The sequence below is a fragment of the Tateyamaria sp. LSS28 genome (genome assembly GCF_059611725.1).
On record NZ_JCAPFI010000009.1, the window covers coordinates 88,601 to 110,145 of the forward strand.

Sequence of the window (21,545 nt, forward strand, 5' to 3'; positions counted from 1 at the left end):
CCCAGGATCGTTTCCGATCAGCGGCATTTAGGGAAAATTGACCAGTTCGTCCAGTTTTTGGGCGATTTGGTCGCACATGGCCGCTATGCGTGGGCGCGATATCGCTTGTGAGACGCCTCAGCATACTGTGGCGAATGGAGCGGAAACCTACCCGATTTTGTGGGAAATTGCCAATTGAGCGGAAGCCAGCCGAGCCACCGGAACCCTGAACGGAGAACACGAAACATAGTCAAAACCAGCCTGCCGACAGAAGGCGATTGATTCGGGGTTGCCGCCATGTTCACCGCATATGGACAGCGTCACGTCCGGCCTGGCCGCCCGCCCGCGTTCTGAACCAAGTTTGAGCAACTCGCCGACACCATCGATATCGAGAGAGTGAAACGGGTCTTCGACAAAGACCTCTTGCCGGACATAGTCGGACATGAACCGCCCAGCATCGTCCCGCGACAATCCATATGTCATCTGTGTCAGGTCGTTCGTGCCAAAGGACAGGAAGCTACAGTGCTGCGCGATGTCACCCGCCCGCAATGCCGCACGTGGTGTTTCGACCATGACGCCAAGACGGTAGTCAAAGTCCTCTCCCCTTTCAGCTGCAACGGCTGCCGCAATTGCGTCGACGCGTGTGCGCACCAACTCGACCTCTCTCTTGGCGCTCACCAGCGGGATCATGATCTCGGGTACGACTGGTGCACGGTCACGGCCAGCATCAAGCGCTGCTTCGAAAATCGCACGGGCCTGCATATCGTAAATCTCGGGGACGGTCACGCCAAGACGCACGCCGCGCAGACCGAGCATCGGGTTATATTCAGTCATCGCCTCGATCCGACGGGTGACATCGGACAGGGGCAGGTTCAGCGCATCGGCAAGCTCGCGTTGACCGTTGCGATCGGTGGGCAGAAATTCGTGCAGCGGCGGGTCAAACAGGCGGATACAAACCGGCTTGCCCTGCATGATGCGGAAAAGCTGGTTGAAGTCAGTCCGCTGCATGGGCAAGAGCCGTTCCAGCACCGCCCGCCTGTCGTCGCTGGTTTCGGCAAAGATCATCTCACGCATGAGCGTCAGTCGACCCGGCTCGAAGAACATGTGCTCTGTCCGGCACAGACCGATTCCTTGGGCATTGAAATTACTTGCGGTTTTGGCGTCGGCTGGAGTGTCGGCATTGGCGCGGATGTCGATATCGCGCTCGGCGTCGGCCCAATCCATCAGGTCGGTGAACGCGTCATCAAGGGCCGCTTCCTGCATCTTGGGCGCGCCCAAAAGGATCGTACCATTGGTGCCGTCCACGGTGACGACGTCGCCCGCGGCGACTGTGCGCCCGTCCGGCGTCGTCAACAGCCCTTTGCGGGTCTGGAAGCGAATGTCGCTCACCCCCACCACGCAAGGCAGTCCAATGCCGCGCCCGATCACAGCCGCATGGCTGGTGATCCCGCCACGTTCAGTGATAACGGCCTTGGCCGCATGCATACCCCGAATATCCTCAGGCGAGGTTTCGCGGCGGACGAGGATGCAATCTTCGTTTCGAGCTGCACTTGCTTGTGCTTCATTGGAGGAAAAGACCAGCTTGCCTGTGGCAGCACCAGGGCTAGCGGCAATGCCGGTTCCCAGGATATCCCGCTTGGCATGGCGATCCACCTGCCGGTGCAACAACTCGTTCAGTGCGCGCGGTTCGATCCGCATCAGTGCCTCTTGCCGCGGAATGATTCCGTCACGCGCAAGCTGTACGGCGATCCGAACCGCTGCGCGGGAAGAGCGCGCCACGCGCACACCATCAAGAATGTGCAAACCCCCGTTTTCAATGGTAAATTCGACCTGCATCTCTTCGCGCAGTTTGGTGCGCATCAGGCGGGCATGCTCAACCAATTGGGCGAAAACATCCGGCACCAGCTCCTCAAATGAGGGGCCACGGGGGTCTCGTGTGATGAATAGCGACTTTGCATCGCTCCGCAGGGCGTCGCGCCCCTGGCTTTGGCGCAAATAGCGCCCCGTGATCTGCGGCATGCCGGTCTTTGACGACACCAGCTGCAGGACGCCCGAGCCGCTTTCGCCCTGCCCGACGCCAAAGGCCATTTGCTGTACGATCAGGCCCAGACCTGCTTCCGCCGGGGCGCCTTTCGCCTGCCGCAGCAGGCGGGCGGAGGTGCCTTCCCACGCACGGGCCATGGATTTGAGAACGCCTGCCAGTTGCTCGGCCTGCGTTGCTGGAAACGCGAATTCCGTTTCAATTTCATAAGCTTCCAAGGTCTGTCGCAGCGCGTCCGGGCCTTCGCCCGTCACGTCATCGAACATGTCCGGGTCCAGGCGATCGACATGGATGGCGTAGCTTTGCACGAAGCGCGTGAACAATGCCGCGGCTGCGTCAGCACCAAGCGTGTCACAGAGCGCCGCGTACCGTGTTTTGTTCATGCCGACATTAAGGATGGCGGAGGGGCCGCCCCAATCCGGGTCCTCGGACGAGGGGCGGACGCAGAGCAGCGCCTCGTCCGGGAATTGGTCGAGAATCGCTGGAATATCAGGGAGATGGCCACTGGCGATGTCGTGCACGGCGTCGAAAGACAGCGCCACCGTGGGAGGGACCGGCAGGTCAAGCCTGGTCAGCCGTTGCAGGCATTTCGCCCGTCCGCCATGGGTTTCAGTGGTGATGGGGGCGGTGGGGGTGACCAGGGTGGTGTTCGGGTTATTCTGCACTGCGGCATCGCTCCTTTGCGAGGCGCAGCATAGCCGTAAACCTTGACCACACAAGGGTTTAGCGTGCGCGACTTTTGGCCTGTGACAGGGGGGCACCCCCCGTGCAGCATCCGTACACCCCCTGTACACCGGGCGCGCGCGCAGAAAAGTGGGTGAGCGCAACGGTTTTCGGGCGTTGGAAGGGGGCCAGCCCCCTTGGGCTGCGCCCTCACCCCCGGGATTTTTTGAAACAGGGAAGAGTGGGGTCGGTGCCCTAGCCTTCTACCTTGGTGAGGTCTGCGACCGACAGGCAAAGCGTGCGGATGCGGCTGAGCAGGTTGAGGCGGTTGCGGCGGACGGTTTGGTTTTTCGCGTTGATCTGCACCGCCTCGAAGAAGGCGTCGATGGGGCCGCGCAGGGATGCCATGGCTTGCATGGCGGTTGTGAAATCCTGTGCCTCCATCGCCGGGGCGATCTTGGCCTCGGCGGTATCGAGGGCTTCGAACAGGGCGGTTTCCTGCGGTTCCTCGGCGAATTTGATGTCGGCGCCGTAGGAGTATTCGACACCATCCGCTTCTTCGGCTTGGGTGAGAATGTTGTTGGCGCGTTTGAAGCCCTGGATCAGGTTTTCGCCATCGTCGGTGGCGAGGGTTTCCGAGAGGGCACGAGCCCGTTTGACGAGGAGGGTGAGGTCGTCATTGTTCGGCATCGCTATGCAGGCGTCGATGATGTCGTGCCGGATGCCCTGGTCGCGGAGATAGACTTTGAGGCGGTCGTGGAAGAAGGACAGTACCTCAAGCGGCAAGCCATATGGATCATCAAGAACCAAGGCACCAGGTTGGTCTTCTCCAGCTATCCGCGCGCCAATGCCGATCTGCTCGGCCAATTCAGTCGCAGGTTCGCCGGATATTGGACCGTCCAAAACCATGTGAAAGTTTACCGCTCCCCCCATGTGCATTAGCAACGAGAAGGAAAACTCGTTCTCCAATATCAAACGAATGACGCCCAGCGCAGCGCGGCGTAGAGCAAACGGGTCTTTGCTGCCTGTCGGTTTCTCATCAATCGCCCAGAAGCCGGTCAACGTATCTAATTTGTCGGCAAGCGCAACTGCTACTGAAATGGGCCCTGTCGGCACATCGTCGGACGGCCCCAACGGCGAATAGTGTTCGCCGCAAGCTTCAGGCACGCCATCGTCGTGACCTGCGGCCTCGGCGTAATATTTTCCCATGATCCCTTGCAATTCAGGGAATTCATAGACCATTTCGGACGCGAGGTCGGCTTTGACAATCCGGGCGGCCTCGGCGGCGAGGTCAGGTTTGGCACCGACCACTGGCGCAAGTTCACGGGCCAGTGCTTCGATCCGGGCGACACGCTCGGCTTGAGACCCAAGTTTGTTGTGGAAGGTGACGTCAGCCAATGGCTTTGCCATGCCTTCAAGTCCAACTTCACGAACGGTGCGCAAGTCATTCTCCCAGAAGAATTTTGCATCCGCGAGCCTTGCGCTCAGCACCTTTTCATTGCCCGCCAAAATCGTGGCGCCGTTGTCTGCCGTTTCGCGGTTGGCAACCGTTATGAACCGTTCGATCCGGCCCGTTTTGGGGTTCCGCACCGAGAAGAATTTCTGATGCTCTTTCATCGAGGTTTGCAGAACTTCGGGCGGCAGGTCCAAGAAGTCGTCGCCGATCTTGCCCATCAGGACCACGGGCCATTCGACAAGCCCAGCGACCTCGACCAAAAGGCCCTTGTCCTCGACCACTTCAAGGCCGGATGCAAAGGCCGCGTTGGTGGCATCGTTCCAGATGGTGTTGGCCCGTTCGGAGGCGTCCAGCACCACGTGGGCGCGGGCCAGTTTGGCGCTGTAGTCATCAAAGGACGTGACGGGGAAGCGGCCCGGGGCCATGAAGCGGTGCCCTTCGGTCGTGTCGCTGAAGGTGATGCCGTCGACGTCGCCCGGCACGACTTTGTGCCCTGCCTCATCCGTCAGGATGCAGAGGATGGAGTGCAGAGGACGCACCCATTTTAGCGCGCCGGTGCCCCAGCGCATGGATTTGGGCCATGGGAAGGTGCGGACGGTCGCCTCGAGCACCTCGGCAATGATCTCGGCCGCGGGGCGCCCCGGCTTTTCGATGACGGCAAAGAGCACGTTGCCCTTGGGCGTCTCGCGTTCTTCCACCTGATCGCGGGTCAGGCCCGCGCCGCGCAGGAACCCTTCGATCGCTTTTTCGGGGGCGTCGGCCTTGGGGCCTTTGCGCTCTTCCCGCGTGGTGGGGCTTTGATCCAGCAGACCTTCGACCGTCAGCGTCAGGCGGCGCGGCGTGGTGAAGGCGGCGGCCGAGGCGTAGGTCAGCCCCGCCTCGACCAGACCGTTTGTGACCAGCTTTTGCAGGTCCTCGCCTGCGCGCTTTTGCATACGAGCAGGGATTTCTTCGGAGAAGAGTTCGATCAGAAGGTCAGGCATTGGGACGCTCTAGAGATTGACGAAGAATTGGATAGCGATGGCGTTGGCAATATCGACAAAGAACGCCGAGACCAAGGGCAGGATGACAAAGGCCATGGGCGACGGGCCATATCGTTTGGTCACGGCCGTCATATTGGCGATGGCCGTGGGGGTGGCGCCGAGGGCAAAGCCGCCGAACCCTGCCCCCAGAACGGCGGCCCGGTAGCCGCCGCCCATCAGCGGGAACAGGATGAAGATCACGAAAGCCAGTGTGGCCAGCGTTTGCAGCGCGAGGATCAGCCCGATGGCCGCCCCCAGTTCAACCAGTGTCCAGAGTTGCAGGGACATGAGCGACATGGCGAGGAAGGCGCCGAGTGCGATTTCAGAGATGAGCGCCAGTGCGGGGGTCCGCGCCACGGGGATTGCGTTTGGAAACAGCGCGCTGCGGGTGTTGGCGATCAGGATGGCCATGATCAGGCACGGCACGAAGAGCGGCAGCTTCACACCCGCTTCGATCAGGCCAAGATGGACCGAGAAGCCGCCGATGATGGCGAGGTTGAGGTAGAGCAGCACGCGCGAGACGGTGATCGGGTCGATGGGTGTTTTGGGGCCGTTGTCGGCGGGCAGGCCAACCGTCAGCCCTTCGTCCGGTCGATCCGGGGTCAGGGTTTTGCCTTCGACGAGGTAGCGCGCAATGGGGCCACCAATCAGCGCGGCCAGAACGAGCCCAAGCGTGGCAACGGCAATCCCAAGCTCCGGGGCATTGGTCAGTCCGCTGGCTTCGGCCACCTCGGGCGACCACGCAATTGCCGTGCCGTGCCCTCCGATCAGGGCGGCGGAGCCGAACAAGACACCCGTAGCGGCGGGATAGCCCAACAGGACTGCCCCCACCGCGCCGATCCCGTTTTGCACGAGGATCATCACCAGAGTCAGGATCAGAAGCATTGCCAGTGGCTTACCGCCGGTAAGCAGGTCTTCGAACCGGGCATTCAGACCGATGCCGGCAAAGAACAGGACGAGGAAGAAGTCCCTGGCGTCCATCTCGAATGCGAACTGTACATCAAGGAACAAGTAGAGGAGCAGCCCGATCACGGCGGCGATCAGCCCGCCCGACACAGGTTCCGGGATGTTGAACCGGCGCAGGACCTCGAACTGTCCGTTGAGAATTGTCCCGAACAGGAAAACGGCGAGGCCCAGCGTGGCGGTGATGAAGGCTGGAACGGCCAGTGTCATTGCCTGATCTGGTCACGGTCCGGGCATTCTTCGCCCACGATGGTGCCGTCATAGGCCTTGTCGCCGCAATCGTTCAATTCGTGCCAGACATAGCCGCGCCCATCTTCGGTGATCGCGACGATGCGGTCGACACCGAAATCGACGTTCTTTTGCCCGAGGAACGGGAGGGCGGTGCCCGCGTCAAGTTCTGCCGCGATGGCTTCGGCGTCGAAGCAGTCGAACCAGCCCGGCGCGTTGCGCGGCGTTGCCTGTTCCAGCCCCACATAGGTTTCGGTCAGCAGGGCCAGCGACATGTCCGTCGTGAAGCAGGCCCGATAGCGGATGGGCGAACTGTCGGCGTCGATGGCCTGGAAATCGGCAAAGGGGATGGGTTCCGGCGTGTCGGAGATGACGGACACCAGCTGCACCTCTGCTGTCTCAACCTCTTCGTAGAAGCCGTAGATTTGCAAGTAGTAGAGGGTTGCGCCTGCGATGATGGAACTCAGCACGATGACAACCCCGATGATTTTGCCGCTCACGCCGCATCCTCCGGCTGCCAGCCACCGGCCGGAGTTTGCACGAAGGCATCGGCGCATTGCTTGGCCAGCGCGCGGACCCGCCCGATATAGGCCTGCCGCTCTGTGACCGAGATCACGCCGCGGGCGTCCAGAAGGTTGAAGATGTGGGAGGCCTTGATGCACTGATCATAAGCCGGGTGCACCATGATGATGCGCTTGCCGGTTTTGGGGTCGTCATGCGCCTGGGCTAGAATTTTTTCGCACTCGGCCTCTGCCTCTTCGAAATGACGCAGCAACACCTTGGTGTTGGCGACATCAAAGTTCCAACGGGCGTATTCTTCTTCCGTCTGCTTGAAGATGTCGCCGTAGCTGAGGGCGATGGGCGTTTGCGGGTCATTGAAGGGCATGTCCATCACGTGATCGACACCCAGGATGTACATCGCCAGACGTTCCAACCCATAGGTCAGCTCACCCGACACCGGATGGCAGTCATGCCCACCAACCTGTTGAAAATAGGTGAATTGCGAGACTTCCATGCCGTCGCACCACACTTCCCACCCAAGGCCCCACGCACCAAGCGTTGGGCTTTCCCAGTCATCCTCGACAAAGCGGATGTCATGCAGGTCCATGTCGATACCGATGGCCCGGAGCGAGCCAAGGTAGAGGTCTTGCAAGTCCGGGGGGCTGGGTTTGATCAACACCTGGTACTGGTAGTAGTGCTGCAAGCGGTTCGGGTTCTCGCCATAGCGCCCGTCCGTTGGACGGCGCGAGGGCTGGACATAGGCCGCGGCCCAGGGCTGCGATCCGAGGCTGCGCAGGGTTGTGGCGGGGTGGAAGGTCCCCGCCCCCACCTCCATGTCATAGGGTTGCAGCACCGCGCAGCCCTTGGACGCCCAATAAGTCTGGAGGCGTAGGATGATTTCCTGGAAGGAACGGGGCGGTGTAACGGTGTCGGACATGGGTCAAGCCATCGATTGAATTGCGTGACTTACCTACGGCCCGCCCCCCGAATGGTCAATTGCGCGCGAGGTGGGTTTTTTACGGGTATTCCACCATTTCCATTAGAGCGGAATCCTGCTTAATCTGCCGCCCACGGAAAGCATGGCACCAAGACCAACCAAGGGGATATCGGGTGATGTTGAAGCGTATTGTGCTGGCGTGGGTTGTCCTGCTTGCGTCGGTGGTGACCGTGAGTGCCCAGGACGACGCCGTCTGGATCCAGATCGAGGCGCGACCCAACCTGAACGAAGCGACCGCGCGCGCCCGCGTCTATGCCGCTGATCTGCCTGATGTGAATGGCTTTTCCCTGGGTGGCGGCTGGTACGGCATTGCCCTTGGCCCCTATGCCCGATCAGATGCCGAACAGGTGTTGCGTGTGTACCGGTCCGAGGGCGTGATCCCGCGCGACAGCTTCATCGCGTTCACCTCGTCTTTCCGACAGCAATTCTGGCCCATCGGTGCGAATGTGCTGAACCGGGGCGTGGTACAGGCCCCTGTGCCAACCGAGCCCGAAGAGACCACGCCCGTCCTGGACACCCCTGCCCCGCCGCCCGCTGACGAAACGCCGGCACAGGCTCAACGCAGCGAACGGCAGTTGAGCCGCGCCGAGCGCGAAGACTTGCAGATCGCGTTGCAGTGGGCCGGAACCTATCAGGGGGGCATTGATGGCGCCTTTGGCCGTGGCACCCGCAACGCAATGGCACGGTGGCAAGAGGAAAAGGGCTTTGACGTTACCGGCATTCTGACGACACAGCAGCGGGTTGTCCTGTTGCAGGACTACAATTCCGTTCTGGATGGTCTGGGCCTTGAGGTCCTGAGGGACGAAACGGCCGGGATCGAGATGGTGATGCCCACCGGTGTCGTTGCATTTGAGAAATACGAGTATCCGTTCGCCCATTACAAAGGCATGGGGGACATTGAAGCAACCGTACTGCTGATCAGCCAGGAGGGCGATCAGACGACCCTTTTTGGCCTCTATGACATCATGCAGACCTTGGACATCGTGCCGCTGGACGGTCCGCGCGAGCGCAAGGACCGGTCCTTTGTCCTGGTTGGGGAAGATGCAACGCGCGTGTCGGAGACCCGGGTTGCGCTGGAAGATGGGCAGATCAAGGGGTTTACCGTGGTGTGGCCCGCGGGTGATGAAGAGCGCCGCACACGCTTGCTGGACGAAATGGAAAAGAGCTTTGTCCGGATCGAAGGCGTAATCCCTGCCAGCGCCAGCACGCAGGAACAGGCGATTGATCTGGTTTCCGGGCTGGAGGTGCGCAAACCGCGCTTGTCGCGCTCTGGGTTCTTTGTCGACAATCGTGGCACTGTTCTGACCACTTCCCAAGCCGTGGACAGCTGTACACGCGTAACTGTCGATTCCGAAACGGATGCAGAGGTTGCGGTGGTAAATGAAACGCTTGGCGTTGCTGTACTGAAGCCCACCTCCACCCTCGCCCCGTTGGCAATCGCGCGTTTCAGCGATGCACAACCGCGCCTGCAGTCCGAAGTGGCCGCCGCCGGGTTCAGCTTTGAAGGCGTGCTGGGCGCCCCTTCGATGACGTTTGGCACGCTCAGCGATGTGCGTGGTCTGGGCGGTGAGCAGAACCTGTCGCGCCTTGCCATGAATACGTTGCCGGGTGACGTGGGCGGTCCTGTTTTGGACGCCGGTGGCGGTGTTCTGGGGATGCTCTTGCCCCAGGAGCAAGGCGGCCGCGCCCTGCCCGATGGCGTGCGCTTTGCACTGGATCGGGAGGCGCTGCAGGACGTGCTTGCCGAGGCAGGGTTGGCTGCGGCCAGCACGAACAGCGCGGCTCCGATCGATCCGGTTGATCTGTCTGCTGCTGCAACGGGCATGACGGTGCTAGTCAGCTGCTGGGACTGACAAGGGTTTCAATCAAATCGAACACACTTCGCCGACGGTCGTTAGGACTGCGTTAACAGGCATGAACACAGGTTAAGGCCAAGGCGTGGGAGCGCTGTACCTTATTCAGTGATTGGAGTGTGTCATGTTCAAATCCTTTTTCAAAACCGTCGCTGTGCCTGCCGCAATCGTCCTGGCCGGAACCGCCAGCACTGCAACGGCAAGCACTGCGGTCGTTAAACCATCGCCCGCCTATCAGGGCCAGTGGTGGACCCATCCGCTGGGCTGCGAATACAGCCGCGCGGGCCGTCCCGGCGAAACGATGTGGTTTCTGATCGTCAACACACGGAAAAAGGGATGCCCGGCCTATATCTCAGGCACCACCTGGGGCGGGATCTACCGCGCTCAGGGTTCCAAGATGTAGTTTGGTGGGCGCACCACACGTGCGCCTTACCCTGATATCTGGGGCGTCAGGTAGATCAAGGTCGGACCGTCGGCATTGAATGCAGCGCGGACGGTGTCCTGCATCTCGTCCAGCGTTTGCGGGGCGGCTGCATGAGCTCCGAAGGCTTCGGCCAGTTTGCAGAAATCCGGATTGCGGGCGACCACGGCGTTGGGGGCGATCTGGGCACGCACCATGCTTTCCTCGATTTCCTTGAGCTTGCCATTGTCCCAGAGAATGATGGGTAGCGGCAGGCCAAGCTCAACGGCCACGCCCAGTTCCTGCATCGTGTAGTGAAAGCCGTAGTCGCCAATAATGGCCATTGTGGGCTTGCCTTTGCGTGCAACGGCGCCGCCGATCGCCGCAGGTGTAGCGTAGCCTAGGGTTCCGAAGCCGGTTGGGTGGTGCCAGTGGCCGGGTTCGTCCATGTCCCAGACTTCCTTGGCTGTGTAGGCAAACTGGGTCATGTCGGAGTAGATCATCGTGCCTTTTGGCAGGCAGTCGCGCAGGGCGTCGCAAACCGGCACAATGGCAGGGCGCTCGGCATCGACCTCAGCGCGCCAGCGTCTACGCTGCGCGGCAACTTCATCCGCACTCCATAGGGTCGCTGACTGATGATGTTCGAGCATTTCAGCGAGGCTGGTCAGCACGTCATCCGCGCGTGCCTGGATGCAGACATCGGCTCGCTGACTATCGCTCAGCACGATCGGATCGATATCGACGCGAATAAGTGTTGCGGTGTGGCCCAAATCTCTGCGCCATAAGTCTACTTCTGCCAACTCGGTGCCGATCGCGATGACCACATCCGCCTGCGCAAGCACATCAGCGCTGCTTGGTCTGGCAAGCGATGCTCCAAAATTCAGTTGGTAGCCCGCCATCAATCCGCGACCGGCATAGGTGGTAAAACTGGCCGCACCGGCAGCTTCCGCCACAGCTGGTGCAAGACCAGTCTGCACCCCGCCACCGAAGATAAAGATTGGCGCTTTCGCATCGCCAAGATACGCCATCAATGTTTCAGCAGCGGCCTCATCATCGGTACGATAAGGCTCAGTCTCTACCTCTCGGAAAGGTTCCGGAGCTGCGGCTTCAAGCAATCCAATGGAGACCTGTAGGCACTTCGGGCGTGGGCGCCTAGTTTCAAACTCCATCAACGCACGATCAATCAGTGCATACGCCGCCGCTGCCGTCCGCGCCTCTTCTGACCAGTCACAGACCGTCTCAGCCGCCGCGCGCTGGTCTTTCATCTGGTGCAACTGCCCCTTCGTCGCAGACACCTCATCCAGGCAGGAAGAGATCACCAACATTGGCACGCTGTCAGAATATGCCTGCCCCATGGGCGTCATGATGTTCGTCAGTCCTGGCCCGGTGATGACGTAGGCCACGCCGGGCTTGCCCGTCGCCCGCGCGTAGCCATCGGCCATGAACCCGGCACCCTGCTCGTGCCGTGCAAGCACATGGGTGATCCCCGCCTCTTCGATACCACGGTACATTTCCTGATTGTGCACCCCCGGAATACCAAAGATCACATCGACGCCGCGGTCTTTGAGCATGTGTGAGATTTGCGCGCCAAGGGGGCGAGTTTGGGCCATCAGGCTCTCCAGAATTGAATTGTAAAGATGACGTAGACGGCCATCAGTTCCAGCCGCCCGATCAGCATTGCGGCAGCCAGCAACCACTTGGCCGTGTCGTTAAGACCCGCGAAATTGCCCGACGGACCGATCTGGTCGCCAAAACCCGGACCGATATTCGCAAGAGCCGTGGCCGCACCGGACAGCGCCGTCACGAAATCAAGGCCTGTCATCGCCAATGCCACCGATAGGACACCAAGCGTCACCACGAAAAACATGAAGAAGGACATGACCGAGTTCAGCACATCCTCGCCCACAGGCCGCCCCGCGTAGCGCGGGGTGAAGATGCCATGCGGGCTGCGCGTCTTTTGCAGCTGTGCTTTGATCGAGGCGAACAGCAACTGATAGCGGAACACTTTGATCGAGCAGGCGGTTGATCCGGCGCAGCCGCCAATGAGGCCAGTAAAGAACAACACGGCAACCGCGAAACTGCCCCACTGACCGTAGTCGGCGTTGGCATACCCTGTGCCCGTCATCAACGACACGGTATTGAACAGGGCCGCCCGCACAGCCCCCTCGTTCACTGCATTTTGCTGCAGCAGATTCCACCCGGCGATCAGCGTGACGATAACCAAGGCCGTGACCAGAAAGACGTGGATTTGCCGGTCCTTCAGCAAGGGACGCGCGGTGCCCGCGCTGAGCTGCACAAAGCGCACGAAGGGCAAGGCCGCCAGGATCATGAACAAGGTCGCGACATAGGATGGCGCAGGGCCAAAGACGGCAAAGGACGTGTCGTAGTTGGCAAATCCGCCCGTTGCGATAGTGGTCATCGCATGCACCGTGGCATCGAATGCGCCCATGCCTGCCGCGATGTAGGCCAGCGCACAGATCAACGTCAGGGCGACATAGATCACCGAGATACGGCTTGCAATCTCGGTCGCACGAGGCAGGATTTTTCCAAATGTATCGAAGGCTTCGGTACGGAAAATCTGCATCCCGCCCACGCGCAGTTCGGGCAGGAACACCATCGCCACAACGATGATACCAATGCCGCCCAGCCATTGCAGGATGCCGCGCCACAACAACAGCCCCTTGGGCAGCGCATCGAGGCCCGACAGGACTGTCGACCCGGTTGTGGTCAGGCCCGACATCGCTTCGAAAAAGGCGTCGACAAATCGGGCTTCGGTTGCACCGAGAAAGAAGGGTAGCGCACCAAAAATGGGCAGTGCCAGCCAGACACCGGTGGTCAGAAGAAATGTCTGCTGAATGGTCAGCCCTTGCTTGAGACCATTCTGGCAACTGAGTGCGATCATGCCTCCGACCATGACAGTGATCAGCGCACATTCGGCGAAGACGGGCCAATGCCCGCGTCCTTCGGCCAGATCAACCAGCATGGGCAGGATCATGGCCAGACCAAGTACAGCCACGAGCAGGCCAATCACATATCCAACAGGGCGCAAGTCGATCATTGCGCTCAGCGTTGGCGGGCCGCGCGGGCGGTGTCAAGCAGGTGACACCGCGCCGTAGGGTAAGTCCTCAAACGGCCGGAAACATTACCGGGCCGGATCGGAGTTCACAGATGCATCATGTCGCGGAACACATATGCCGCGATGTCTTCGCGGCGCAGGTTCATCGCAGCCAACTCTTCGTCTGTTTTGGCGTTCAATGCTTCAATGCGATTGAAGCGGCTTTCCGCCGCGGCCGACATGGCAGCGGAGTGACCCAGAGCGGCAAAGAAATTGGTGATCCGGTCGAGGATCGCGCTCAGGATAGATGTGTTGGAATGGGTGACATAAGCCATTGGGATACCTTGCATATCATGCGTTTAACTGTGTCCTCCCGTTGATCGAAACATAGGTGTTGGGCCGCAAAAACACCAATGCCGATACTGCATGGCCGCCTTGCGCAATTGTAGGCTGTAAGGCGGGGGTGTCCCCCGCCGAAACGAAAAAAGCGTGCCTGTAGCGGCACGCCTTCATGCTTCGTAAGGCGGAGGTGTCCTCCGCCCTGCCGACGATCAGCCCACGTGGAAAAGCGTCTGGAACATGCGCGGGTCGATACTGTCGCCAGCGAACGTGTCCCCTTCGGTTAGGACTGAAACAGCGTCATGGCTGTGCAGGCTTTCCTGATGGCTGGCGACCACACGGAAATCCCCGATGCGCACATCCGCCAGAAGCTGTTCGCTGAACAGACGCGCCGCATCCTCGACAAAGATCGGGTTGGCGGCATTTAGTTCAGCAAAGGCCTGTTCGTCCTCGCGCTTGACCATCACCTGCGTTTCCGTTGGGACTGCACGACGGCAGGCGTCAATCAGATCTTCGAACCACAGCGTGTCTGCGTCATCCTCGAGCGTAACCGAGATGCGGGCCACTGACCGTTGCGAGTGGGGTGTCGCCAATTGACCACGGGTTGCGCGGGCATGTTCGCTCAGTTCCAGCGAACATGGGCAGGTCGATGAATAGACATAGTCGAGATGCACAATGCGTTTGCGCACGCCCGCCTGCTCGACCAATTCCAGCGCCATGTCATAGTATTGGTAGCCCGACAGACCTGAACGCAGGCTTTCCACCTGCACCGGCATGCTGAAACGCATCTGAATGCGCGCGTCAAAGCTGTCGAGATCGGCCTTGTAGTCATCCAGTGCCGCCTCGATTACGCCAAAGGAGAACGTCTCTTCTGCATGCTTGTAGAACGACCGCATGATGCGGGACATGTTGATGCCCTTCTTGTCCGCCTCAAGGCTGACAGTACCGGTCACCGACGTCTCGAGCGTCAGAGGGGCGCCGTCGCGGCTTTCGATGCGCAGAGGCAGCCGAAAGTTCGAGATACCCACATGTTGGATACGTGTCTTTGCCCCACGGATCAGGCTGGATGGACCGTTCTGCAGGTCTGGCAAAGTGTTTTTGTATCCCTCATCCACGTCGAAACCGTCGGGATAATCGCGGGAAAAGGCCGGGTACTCGACACCATCGCTGCCCGGCACAAGCCGTGCGACCGATGGATCGAGTTCGATGATATCTGTTGTTGTGGCGTTCTCGGCCCAGCGGCGGAGAAGATCCAGTGCTGCTTCGGCCTCGTCGCGTTCGGGTATTGCGGTGATGTCGGGCGTATGAATGTTCATAAAGTAGCCCCCCTTTCTGTCTGCGTGCCCAAGGTAGGTAAGCCGCCTTAGGCACATTTCCAATATTGCTAACAGTTACGTGTGAACCTGCAATATGGATGACAATTAAAAGGGGGCGCTGTCAGATTGCGGCACCATGACCCAAAGATGCATTATTGTGCCTTTTCTAAGGCTTGCAGGATATCCGCAACCAAATCGTCACCATGTTCAATCCCTACAGACATGCGCACAAGACCAGGCGTGATACCCAATGCGTCCTTCTGATCCTGCGGCAAACGCTGGTGCGTCGTTGTCGCGGGATGGGTAAGAATTGACTTGGCGTCGCCGAGATTGTTCGAGATGACCGGGATCGTGAGCGCGTTCAGGAACCGGAACGCAGCCTCTTGCCCGCCCGCAAGATCAAGCGACAGGACCGTGCCCCCGGCCCCGCCCATCTGGCGCGCCACCAGATCGTGCTGAGCGTGGTCGGGATGACCGGGGTAAATCACACGCGCCAGCGCGCTATGCCCATGCAGGGACTCGGCCAGTTGCAGGGCAGATGCGGCCTGTGCTCGCACGCGCAATTCCATCGTTTCCAGCCCTTTGAGCATCACCCAGGCCGTGAAGGGCGACATCGATCCGCCCGTGTGCTTCATGTATGGCTCGACCGTTTTGCGAATGAACTCTTGCGTGCCAAGGATCACACCGCCCAATGCGCGCCCTTGCCCGTCCACATGTTTCGTCGTGGAATAGATGACAACATCCGCACCTTGGGCGATGGCGTCTGAAAAAACTGGCGTGGCAAAGACGTTGTCGACCAGAACCGTCGCACCCACAGCATGTGCGAGGTCGGACACCGCAGCGATGTCCACCACCTCTAGTGTAGGGTTCGAAATGGATTCGAAAAAGACCGCCGTGGTGCCCACCGTGATGGCCGCACGCCATGCCTCGATGTCCGTGCCGTCGACAAATTCAACCTCGACCCCGTAGCGGGTCAGGACTTCTTCCAGGACATACAAACATGACCCGAACAGCGCGCGCGCCGACACCACTCGGTCGCCAGCTTTCAACATGGACGTCAATGCCCCGGACACAGCCGCCATGCCGGATGCTGTGGCAAAGCCGTCTTCCGCCCCTTCCAGCATCGCAATCCGCTCTTCAAACATGCGTACGGTCGGGTTGCCGTAGCGGGCATAGATGAACTCGTCATCCCCCGCTTTCTCAAACCGCTGCGCGGCCTGTTCGGCGCTGTCATAGACAAAGCCTTGCGTCAGAAAGATCGCTTCGCTCACCTCGCCGTACTGGCTGCGGCGGACGCCGCCATGGACGGCACGGGTGCGGGCATTCCACTTGTCGGACATGTTCAAACTCCATCGCGGGCCTGAAAGGGGTCAGGCCACAAAAAACCCCCAGACGCGGGTCAAGCGAAAGGGGGGCTTTCATCCTGACCTTTTAGCGGAAATGTTTAACGTGGCCCGCAATCCGGTAACAAATCGCCACGTGGTTGGATTACGCCTGCCCGCCAGGGGCGTCAACACCGTCACGGTGCTGTAACTTAAATTTCATGCCTGCGTCATATGGCTAGAGCATAGGAGCTCCACAAAATGTGGTAGGAGGTGCAGCATGCCCATCCTGAGACTGAACGCTGGCCCGGAGGGGCTTGTGCTGCATGGCTCTCCGGCCCCGGCCCTACCCGCCCTGCGGAACGCGGCGCGGGGCAACGGCCCAATCATCATCCTGATCCACGGCTTCAAATACGACCCCGGCACACCGCGCTTTTGCCCCCATGGCCGTATCTTCGGACGCACGCGCCACCCCGAAAGCGCGTATCACACACAGTGGCCGCGTGCGTTGGGCTTTGCTTGCGGCCGTGCGGACGAAGGATTGGCGATAGCCTTTGGCTGGCGCGCCCGCGGAAATCTGTGGCGGGCACAACGCTCGGCATGGGCGGCAGGTGTCGCATTGGCGCAGGCGATCCATACGATCCGCATCGTTGCCCCCCGTCGCCCGATCCACGCCATCACCCATTCCATGGGGTCCGAGGTGATGTTCGAAGCATTGCACCACCTGCCCGCGCATGCAGTGCAGCGCATCATCACTATCACGGGCGCAAGCTATGCCAGCGCCGTGAAAACGGCGATGGAAACACCAGCAGGCCGCACTGCTGAGTTGCTCAATGTAACCAGCCGCGAAAACGACGTGTTCGATGCCATGTTCGAAAAGCTGATTGCTGCTGACGTGCCGCAAGACCGTGCGATGGGGGCGGGTATCAATCTGGCAAATGCGGTTACGTTGCAATTGGATTGCCCACGCACATTGGGCGCATTGACCTGGTTTGGTGGTCACATCCACATGCCCAAGCGCCGGGTCTGCCACTGGTCGGGCTACACCCGGCCCGGTGCATTGCAGTTCTACGCTCGTGCCCTGCGTCACAGCGAAGAGCTGCAATTGCATGCTCTGCAAGACGCCCTGCCGGATGCCTCTGCCCCCCGTTGGTCCCGCATCTTTGCAATGCCACATATGCCATCGGACTTGCTTGGATGGCAGAAAACCGCATCATGACCGCCGGACTGCCCGGAGGATTGCATGATCGACCTGTACTATTGGCCCACGCCCAACGGCTGGAAGGTCTCAATTGCGCTAGAAGAATTCGGGCTTCCCTACAACGTCCACCTCATCAACATCGGCGCGGGCGATCAATTCAAACCCGAGTTCCTGAAGATCGCACCCAACAACCGGATGCCCGCGATCACCGATCCGGATGGACCGGACGGTGCGCCAATCTCGATCTTTGAAAGCGGCGCAATCCTGCAATACCTGGCCCGCAAGACGGGTCAGTTCGGAGGCAGGACCGAACGAAACCGTATCGCCATTGATCAATGGCTGATGTGGCAAATGGGCGGCGTTGGCCCAATGGCCGGTCAAACCCATCATTTTCTCAAATACGCGCCGCAGATGGGGCAGGACATTCCCTATGCCAAGGACCGATACCGGAATGAAACCGCGCGCCTCTACGGTGTGCTGGATCGGCAATTGGCAGAGAATGAATACGTGGCCGGGGACTATTCCATCGCTGATATGGCGATCTGGCCCTGGGCGTCGCTGTGGGAAGGTCAGGAACAAACCTTGGACGACAAGCCGAACCTGGCGCGCTGGTTGGACACGGTCGGCAACCGACCAGCCGTGCAACGGGGACATGCGCTGCATCTGGATCTGCGCACAACCAAGCAAAGCAAGTCGGCACAAGACACCTTGTTCAACACAAAGAACTGACCAAGACGCTCTGGGGGGAGAAACAAAACATGTTCATGGTCAGCGACTACGTGGCTCCTGAGGCGGTGATACTGTCCGCCGGCGCCGTCTTTACCATCGGCTATCTGATCACAAACCAGATCGTTCTGCGGCTCATGATCCTGCTGGGGACGTGCCTTTACACCTACTACTACTTCACCGCCGCAGACACGCCGTTGTGGGAGGCGATTTATACGTCGATGGTCATGGGCACCGCGAACCTTATCGGTCTGGGCAGCTTGCTCTGGCACCGCTCTAACCTTGCCGTGCCTGCCGCGCACCGCGACATCTACCCCCTGTTCGAAGGACTGCCGCCCGGTGACTTTCGCGATCTTATCAAACGCGCACGTCGCCACGTGCTGGATGAACGGACGCAAGTGACAACCGAAGGGGTCCAGCCGGATAAGCTGTACTACGTGATTTCCGGCCCCATCCATATCACGAAACGGGGTGAGCGTTTCACGATGCCGCCCAACCTGTTCGTAGGAGAAGTTGCCTATGCCACCCATCAGACAAGTGCCGCCACGACCCGTCTGGATGCGGGCAGCGAGGTGCTGGAGTGGGACGTGGCCGAGCTGCGCAAGCGGGCGCAGAAAAACTCGCGCTTTGCGCTGGCAATCGAGGCGATGATCACCAAGGATCTGGCACTCAAGGTCGCGTTTGCGGTCGCGCCCCATTCCGGAGATTGGAACGAAGACGCGGCAAATGCGCGGAGTGCGCGGGCTTAGGCCCCCTTGGCATCCTCGTCTTCGTCCGAGATCATGTGATCCTGAAGGGCTGCGAACTGCAGGAAGATGAACAGCATCATCGCGATCGGAAATCCGAAGGTTTCGATCTTGACCCACGCATCCGTGGACATGGTCCGCCAGATGACCTCGTTCGCCACAGCAAGGGTGGCGAACATCGCACACAGCCTGCGGGTCAGGATCATCCACCCCTCGTGCCGCATGGGCACCGCATCACTCAGAACAAAGGCTAGCCAGCTTTGACCGCGCAGCAGGCCGATCCCCAGAAGCAGAGCGAACATACCGTAGACGATGCTTGTCTTCATCTTGAAGAACCGCTCGTCATTGAACCATGCGGTGAGCGCGCCAAAGAAGATGACCATGAACGCGGTGAAGATTTGCATCCGGCTCAGCTTGCCGGTCAGGGCCCACAGTACAGCCATGGCGATCAATATGATGGGCACGAAGATCAGCGTGGCGACGATAAAGCCGGAATACTCGGTCCCCGCCATTTCATAGGTGTTGTCACGGATGCGCAGGTAGATCAGGAAAAAGACCAACGGTGGTCCCAATTCCAGCACCTGTTTCAACAGGGGATTGATCTCGCGCGCGTCTGCCATGCTCTTCCTCAAGTTATCCGCCCATCTCGACGATGACCGCCCCGGCGGCGATCAGCGCCATCAAGGCAATTCTGCGCGGTCCTACCGTTTCTTTCAGCACCAGCCAACCGATGATTGCCGCAAACACGGTTGAAGTTTCGCGCAGCACCGCCGCCTCGCCCACTTTATCCAGCCGCGTCGCCATCATGATGGAGCCGAAGCTGAGAAAGGCAACAATCCCGCCGATCACGCCGCGTAACATCAAGGGCGGCAGTGCGGGGGCGTCCTGCATACGGCGCCAGCGCATGTAGGCGATGGGCGGCATGAAGATACCGTCAATCATGAAGAACCAAGCGAGGAAGGTGAACGGGTTCTCGGTCGCGCGGATGCCGTAGGCGTCGTAGGTCGTGTAGAGAGCGACGAAGAGGCCGGTGATGACGGCGAGGCCCAGCGCCATGGGAAGCGTTTCGCGGTTGGTTTGGAGGTGGCGCAGGTTGTAGAGCGCGAGGCCGTAGATGCCGGCCAGCAAGACGCCGACACCCAGCCATTGAACGATGGTGAAGGTTTCGGAGAAGAGGAGGTAGGCCCCGATGACGGTAAACAGGGGGCCGGTGCCCCGGACGACAGGGTAGACCACCGTGAAATCGCCTTTGGTGTAGGCCCATGCCTGCAACAGTTTGTAGCCGACGTGGATCACGAAAACGACGGCGAAGATGGGCCACATATGCGGTTCGGGCCAGGGCACCACGAAGAGGGCGAAGGGCGCGGCCATGAGGCCGTAGGAAGCGTCGATGGCCCCGCGGGTCAGCCAGGGGTCATGCCGCCCTTTTTGGAGCGCGCCAAAAACAGCGTGGAGAAAGGCCGCCAAAATGGCGAGGTACAGGGCCACGGTGTGCCCCGTTTCAGTGCCCTCAATACTGGCCAGCCATGCGGTCATTCAGGGGCTGTCCCAGCGTGGGACATTTTACAACCCCCTGATAGAACGCGATAAAACACCTTACAATCCCGTTAACGCGGCCGCGAAGTCCTCGGGGTCAAAGGGTGACAGATCGTCGATCTGCTCGCCCACGCCGATGGCGTGGATGGGCAGGCCAAACTTGTCCGCCAGCGCCACGAGAACCCCGCCCTTGGCCGTCCCGTCAAGCTTGGTCATCACGAGGCCGGACACATCCGAGACCTCCTGGAACACTTTAACCTGATTGAGCGCGTTCTGACCCGTTGTCGCATCCAGCACCAAGAGCGTGTTGTGCGGCGCGCTTTCATCCTTCTTGCGAATGACGCGGACAATCTTGGCCAGCTCTTCCATCAGGTCGCCGCGGTTTTGCAAACGGCCCGCCGTGTCGATCATCAGAAGGTCCGCACCTTCGGCTTGCGCCTTGGTCATGGCATCGAAAGCGAGGCTGGCAGGGTCAGTACCTTCGGGCGCGGTCAGCACAGGCACCCCTGCCCGTTCACCCCAGACCTGCAATTGCTCCACGGCAGCGGCGCGGAACGTGTCGCCTGCGGCAATCACCACCGACTTGCCTGCAGCGCGGAACTGGCTGGCGAGCTTGCCGATGGTCGTGGTCTTGCCCGAGCCGTTCACACCCACGACCAGCACGACCTGCGGCTTTTGCGGGTAGAGCGGCATTGGTTTGGCGACGGGATCCATGATGCGGGCGATTTCCTGCGCCATGAGTTCCTTGATCTCGCGCACGGACAATTTCTTGCCCATGCGCCCTTCGGCCATGTTGGCGGTGACACGCAGGGCGGTATCGACGCCCATGTCGGCGGCGATCAGCAACTCCTCAAGCTGTTCCAGCATATCGTCGTCGAGCGTGCGGCGCATGACGGGCGTGGCGTCGCGGCGGCCCAGCAGGCGGCCGAGGATGCCGCGCTTGGGTTGGTCGGGCTCCGGTGCGTCGTCGACCAGCGACACGGGCGCGACCGCAGCGGGCATTGCCATCGGTTTCGGGGCAACAGTTTCGGGCGCCTCTTGTGTTGCCACAACAGGTTCTTCGGTTGCGACGTCCGTCGGACGCGGTGTGGGCTCAGGCTCAGGCTCAGGCTCAGGCTCAGGCTCAGGCTCAGGCTCAGGCTCAGGCTCAGGCTCAGGCTCAGGCTCAGGCTCAGGCTCAGGCTCAGGCTCAGGCTCAGGC

18 protein-coding genes and 1 riboswitch are annotated in these 21,545 nt (G+C 60.4%); of the genes, 5 read left to right on the forward strand and 13 right to left on the reverse strand.

The genetic code is table 11. The annotated features are described in order from the left end of the window. Positions 1-147: 147 nt before the first annotated feature. The 5 genes from AC53L6_RS22315 to AC53L6_RS22335 all read right to left on the reverse strand — a co-directional run bounded on the left by AC53L6_RS22315 (position 148) and on the right by AC53L6_RS22335 (position 7,790). Positions 148-2,685, reverse strand: a complete 2,538-nt coding sequence (locus tag AC53L6_RS22315; protein ID WP_496909423.1) for a putative PEP-binding protein — start codon at positions 2,683-2,685, stop codon at positions 148-150. Between the two features lie 253 nt (positions 2,686-2,938). Beyond that, entirely contained in the window at positions 2,939-5,122 is a 2,184-nt protein-coding gene (gene glyS, locus AC53L6_RS22320; protein ID WP_496909424.1) for a glycine--tRNA ligase subunit beta, read from the reverse strand. 9 nt (positions 5,123-5,131) lie between these two features. Further along, positions 5,132-6,334, reverse strand: coding sequence for a sodium/glutamate symporter (gene gltS / locus AC53L6_RS22325; protein ID WP_496909425.1), 1,203 nt, complete (start codon positions 6,332-6,334; stop codon positions 5,132-5,134). Further along, a complete protein-coding gene (locus AC53L6_RS22330) occupies positions 6,331-6,852 on the reverse strand; it encodes a DUF6446 family protein (RefSeq protein ID WP_496909426.1) in 522 nt (173 codons plus the stop codon). The genes gltS and AC53L6_RS22330 overlap by 4 nt, the downstream gene beginning before the upstream one ends. After that, a complete protein-coding gene (locus tag AC53L6_RS22335) occupies positions 6,849-7,790 on the reverse strand; it encodes a glycine--tRNA ligase subunit alpha (RefSeq protein ID WP_496909427.1) in 942 nt (313 codons plus the stop codon). The genes AC53L6_RS22330 and AC53L6_RS22335 overlap by 4 nt, the downstream gene beginning before the upstream one ends. A 176-nt stretch (positions 7,791-7,966) precedes the next feature. Between AC53L6_RS22335 and AC53L6_RS22340 the strand changes: the two genes are divergently transcribed. Both AC53L6_RS22340 and AC53L6_RS22345 read left to right on the forward strand, forming a co-directional pair. After that, positions 7,967-9,703, forward strand: coding sequence for a serine protease (locus AC53L6_RS22340; RefSeq protein WP_496909428.1), 1,737 nt, complete (start codon positions 7,967-7,969; stop codon positions 9,701-9,703). A gap of 124 nt (positions 9,704-9,827) precedes the next feature. Then, positions 9,828-10,106: a hypothetical protein gene (locus AC53L6_RS22345; protein ID WP_496909429.1), complete on the forward strand. Its 279-nt coding sequence runs from the start codon at positions 9,828-9,830 to the stop codon at positions 10,104-10,106. 26 nt (positions 10,107-10,132) lie between these two features. Here AC53L6_RS22345 and AC53L6_RS22350 read toward each other — a convergent pair whose 3' ends face one another. From AC53L6_RS22350 to metZ, 5 genes are all read right to left on the reverse strand, one after another. Further along, positions 10,133-11,674 carry a thiamine pyrophosphate-binding protein gene (locus tag AC53L6_RS22350; protein WP_496909430.1) on the reverse strand — a complete coding sequence of 514 codons (1,542 nt, stop codon included), beginning with the start codon at positions 11,672-11,674 and terminating at the stop codon, positions 10,133-10,135. Positions 11,675-11,712: 38 nt separating this feature from the next. Beyond that, positions 11,713-13,161, reverse strand: a complete 1,449-nt coding sequence (locus AC53L6_RS22355; protein WP_299703698.1) for a TrkH family potassium uptake protein — start codon at positions 13,159-13,161, stop codon at positions 11,713-11,715. 104 nt (positions 13,162-13,265) lie between these two features. Then, positions 13,266-13,493, reverse strand: a complete 228-nt coding sequence (locus tag AC53L6_RS22360) for a hypothetical protein (RefSeq protein ID WP_299209523.1) — start codon at positions 13,491-13,493, stop codon at positions 13,266-13,268. Positions 13,494-13,709: 216 nt separating this feature from the next. Then, complete coding sequence (folE2, locus tag AC53L6_RS22365) at positions 13,710-14,813, reverse strand: GTP cyclohydrolase FolE2 (RefSeq protein WP_299750335.1); 1,104 nt, start codon at positions 14,811-14,813, stop codon at positions 13,710-13,712. 152 nt (positions 14,814-14,965) lie between these two features. Beyond that, positions 14,966-16,153, reverse strand: coding sequence for an O-succinylhomoserine sulfhydrylase (metZ, locus tag AC53L6_RS22370; RefSeq protein WP_496909431.1), 1,188 nt, complete (start codon positions 16,151-16,153; stop codon positions 14,966-14,968). A gap of 71 nt (positions 16,154-16,224) precedes the next feature. Then, positions 16,225-16,302: riboswitch (SAM riboswitch) on the reverse strand. A gap of 113 nt (positions 16,303-16,415) precedes the next feature. On the opposite strand from metZ, the gene AC53L6_RS22375 reads away from it, so the two are divergent. The 3 genes from AC53L6_RS22375 to AC53L6_RS22385 are packed head-to-tail and all read left to right on the forward strand — an operon-like array spanning position 16,416 to position 18,811. Further along, the gene (locus AC53L6_RS22375; protein ID WP_496909432.1) at positions 16,416-17,354 is read left to right on the forward strand and encodes an alpha/beta hydrolase; all 939 of its coding nucleotides are present in this window, start codon (positions 16,416-16,418) and stop codon (positions 17,352-17,354) included. A 24-nt stretch (positions 17,355-17,378) separates the two neighbouring features. Continuing rightward, positions 17,379-18,065, forward strand: a complete 687-nt coding sequence (locus tag AC53L6_RS22380; RefSeq protein WP_496909433.1) for a glutathione S-transferase N-terminal domain-containing protein — start codon at positions 17,379-17,381, stop codon at positions 18,063-18,065. Positions 18,066-18,094: 29 nt separating this feature from the next. Continuing rightward, entirely contained in the window at positions 18,095-18,811 is a 717-nt protein-coding gene (locus AC53L6_RS22385) for a cyclic nucleotide-binding domain-containing protein (RefSeq protein WP_472727429.1), read from the forward strand. On the opposite strand, the gene AC53L6_RS22390 is transcribed toward AC53L6_RS22385, so the two are convergent. From AC53L6_RS22390 to ftsY, 3 genes are all read right to left on the reverse strand, one after another. Continuing rightward, complete coding sequence (locus tag AC53L6_RS22390) at positions 18,808-19,428, reverse strand: inner membrane-spanning protein YciB (protein ID WP_299603971.1); 621 nt, start codon at positions 19,426-19,428, stop codon at positions 18,808-18,810. The two genes, AC53L6_RS22385 and AC53L6_RS22390, sit on opposite strands and share 4 nt — an antisense overlap. Positions 19,429-19,441: 13 nt before the next feature. Then, positions 19,442-20,344, reverse strand: coding sequence for an EamA family transporter (locus AC53L6_RS22395; protein WP_496909434.1), 903 nt, complete (start codon positions 20,342-20,344; stop codon positions 19,442-19,444). Positions 20,345-20,404: 60 nt separating this feature from the next. Beyond that, a partial coding sequence (gene ftsY / locus AC53L6_RS22400) for a signal recognition particle-docking protein FtsY (RefSeq protein WP_496909435.1) occupies positions 20,405-21,545 on the reverse strand: 1,141 nt, incomplete at its 5' end.

Coding starts and splice junctions, on each gene's coding strand:
- folE2 (WP_299750335.1), bottom strand. CDS start 14,813: ATGAACATTCATACGCCCGACATCACCGCAATACCCGAACGCGACGAG.
- AC53L6_RS22380 (WP_496909433.1), top strand. CDS start 17,379: ATGATCGACCTGTACTATTGGCCCACGCCCAACGGCTGGAAGGTCTCA.
- AC53L6_RS22385 (WP_472727429.1), top strand. CDS start 18,095: ATGTTCATGGTCAGCGACTACGTGGCTCCTGAGGCGGTGATACTGTCC.
- metZ (WP_496909431.1), bottom strand. CDS start 16,153: ATGTCCGACAAGTGGAATGCCCGCACCCGTGCCGTCCATGGCGGCGTC.
- AC53L6_RS22345 (WP_496909429.1), top strand. CDS start 9,828: ATGTTCAAATCCTTTTTCAAAACCGTCGCTGTGCCTGCCGCAATCGTC.
- AC53L6_RS22355 (WP_299703698.1), bottom strand. CDS start 13,161: ATGATCGACTTGCGCCCTGTTGGATATGTGATTGGCCTGCTCGTGGCT.
- gltS (WP_496909425.1), bottom strand. CDS start 6,334: ATGACACTGGCCGTTCCAGCCTTCATCACCGCCACGCTGGGCCTCGCC.
- AC53L6_RS22350 (WP_496909430.1), bottom strand. CDS start 11,674: ATGCTCAAAGACCGCGGCGTCGATGTGATCTTTGGTATTCCGGGGGTG.
- AC53L6_RS22340 (WP_496909428.1), top strand. CDS start 7,967: ATGTTGAAGCGTATTGTGCTGGCGTGGGTTGTCCTGCTTGCGTCGGTG.
- AC53L6_RS22395 (WP_496909434.1), bottom strand. CDS start 20,344: ATGACCGCATGGCTGGCCAGTATTGAGGGCACTGAAACGGGGCACACC.
- AC53L6_RS22375 (WP_496909432.1), top strand. CDS start 16,416: ATGCCCATCCTGAGACTGAACGCTGGCCCGGAGGGGCTTGTGCTGCAT.
- AC53L6_RS22360 (WP_299209523.1), bottom strand. CDS start 13,493: ATGGCTTATGTCACCCATTCCAACACATCTATCCTGAGCGCGATCCTC.
- AC53L6_RS22390 (WP_299603971.1), bottom strand. CDS start 19,428: ATGGCAGACGCGCGCGAGATCAATCCCCTGTTGAAACAGGTGCTGGAA.
- AC53L6_RS22335 (WP_496909427.1), bottom strand. CDS start 7,790: ATGTCCGACACCGTTACACCGCCCCGTTCCTTCCAGGAAATCATCCTA.
- glyS (WP_496909424.1), bottom strand. CDS start 5,122: ATGCCTGACCTTCTGATCGAACTCTTCTCCGAAGAAATCCCTGCTCGT.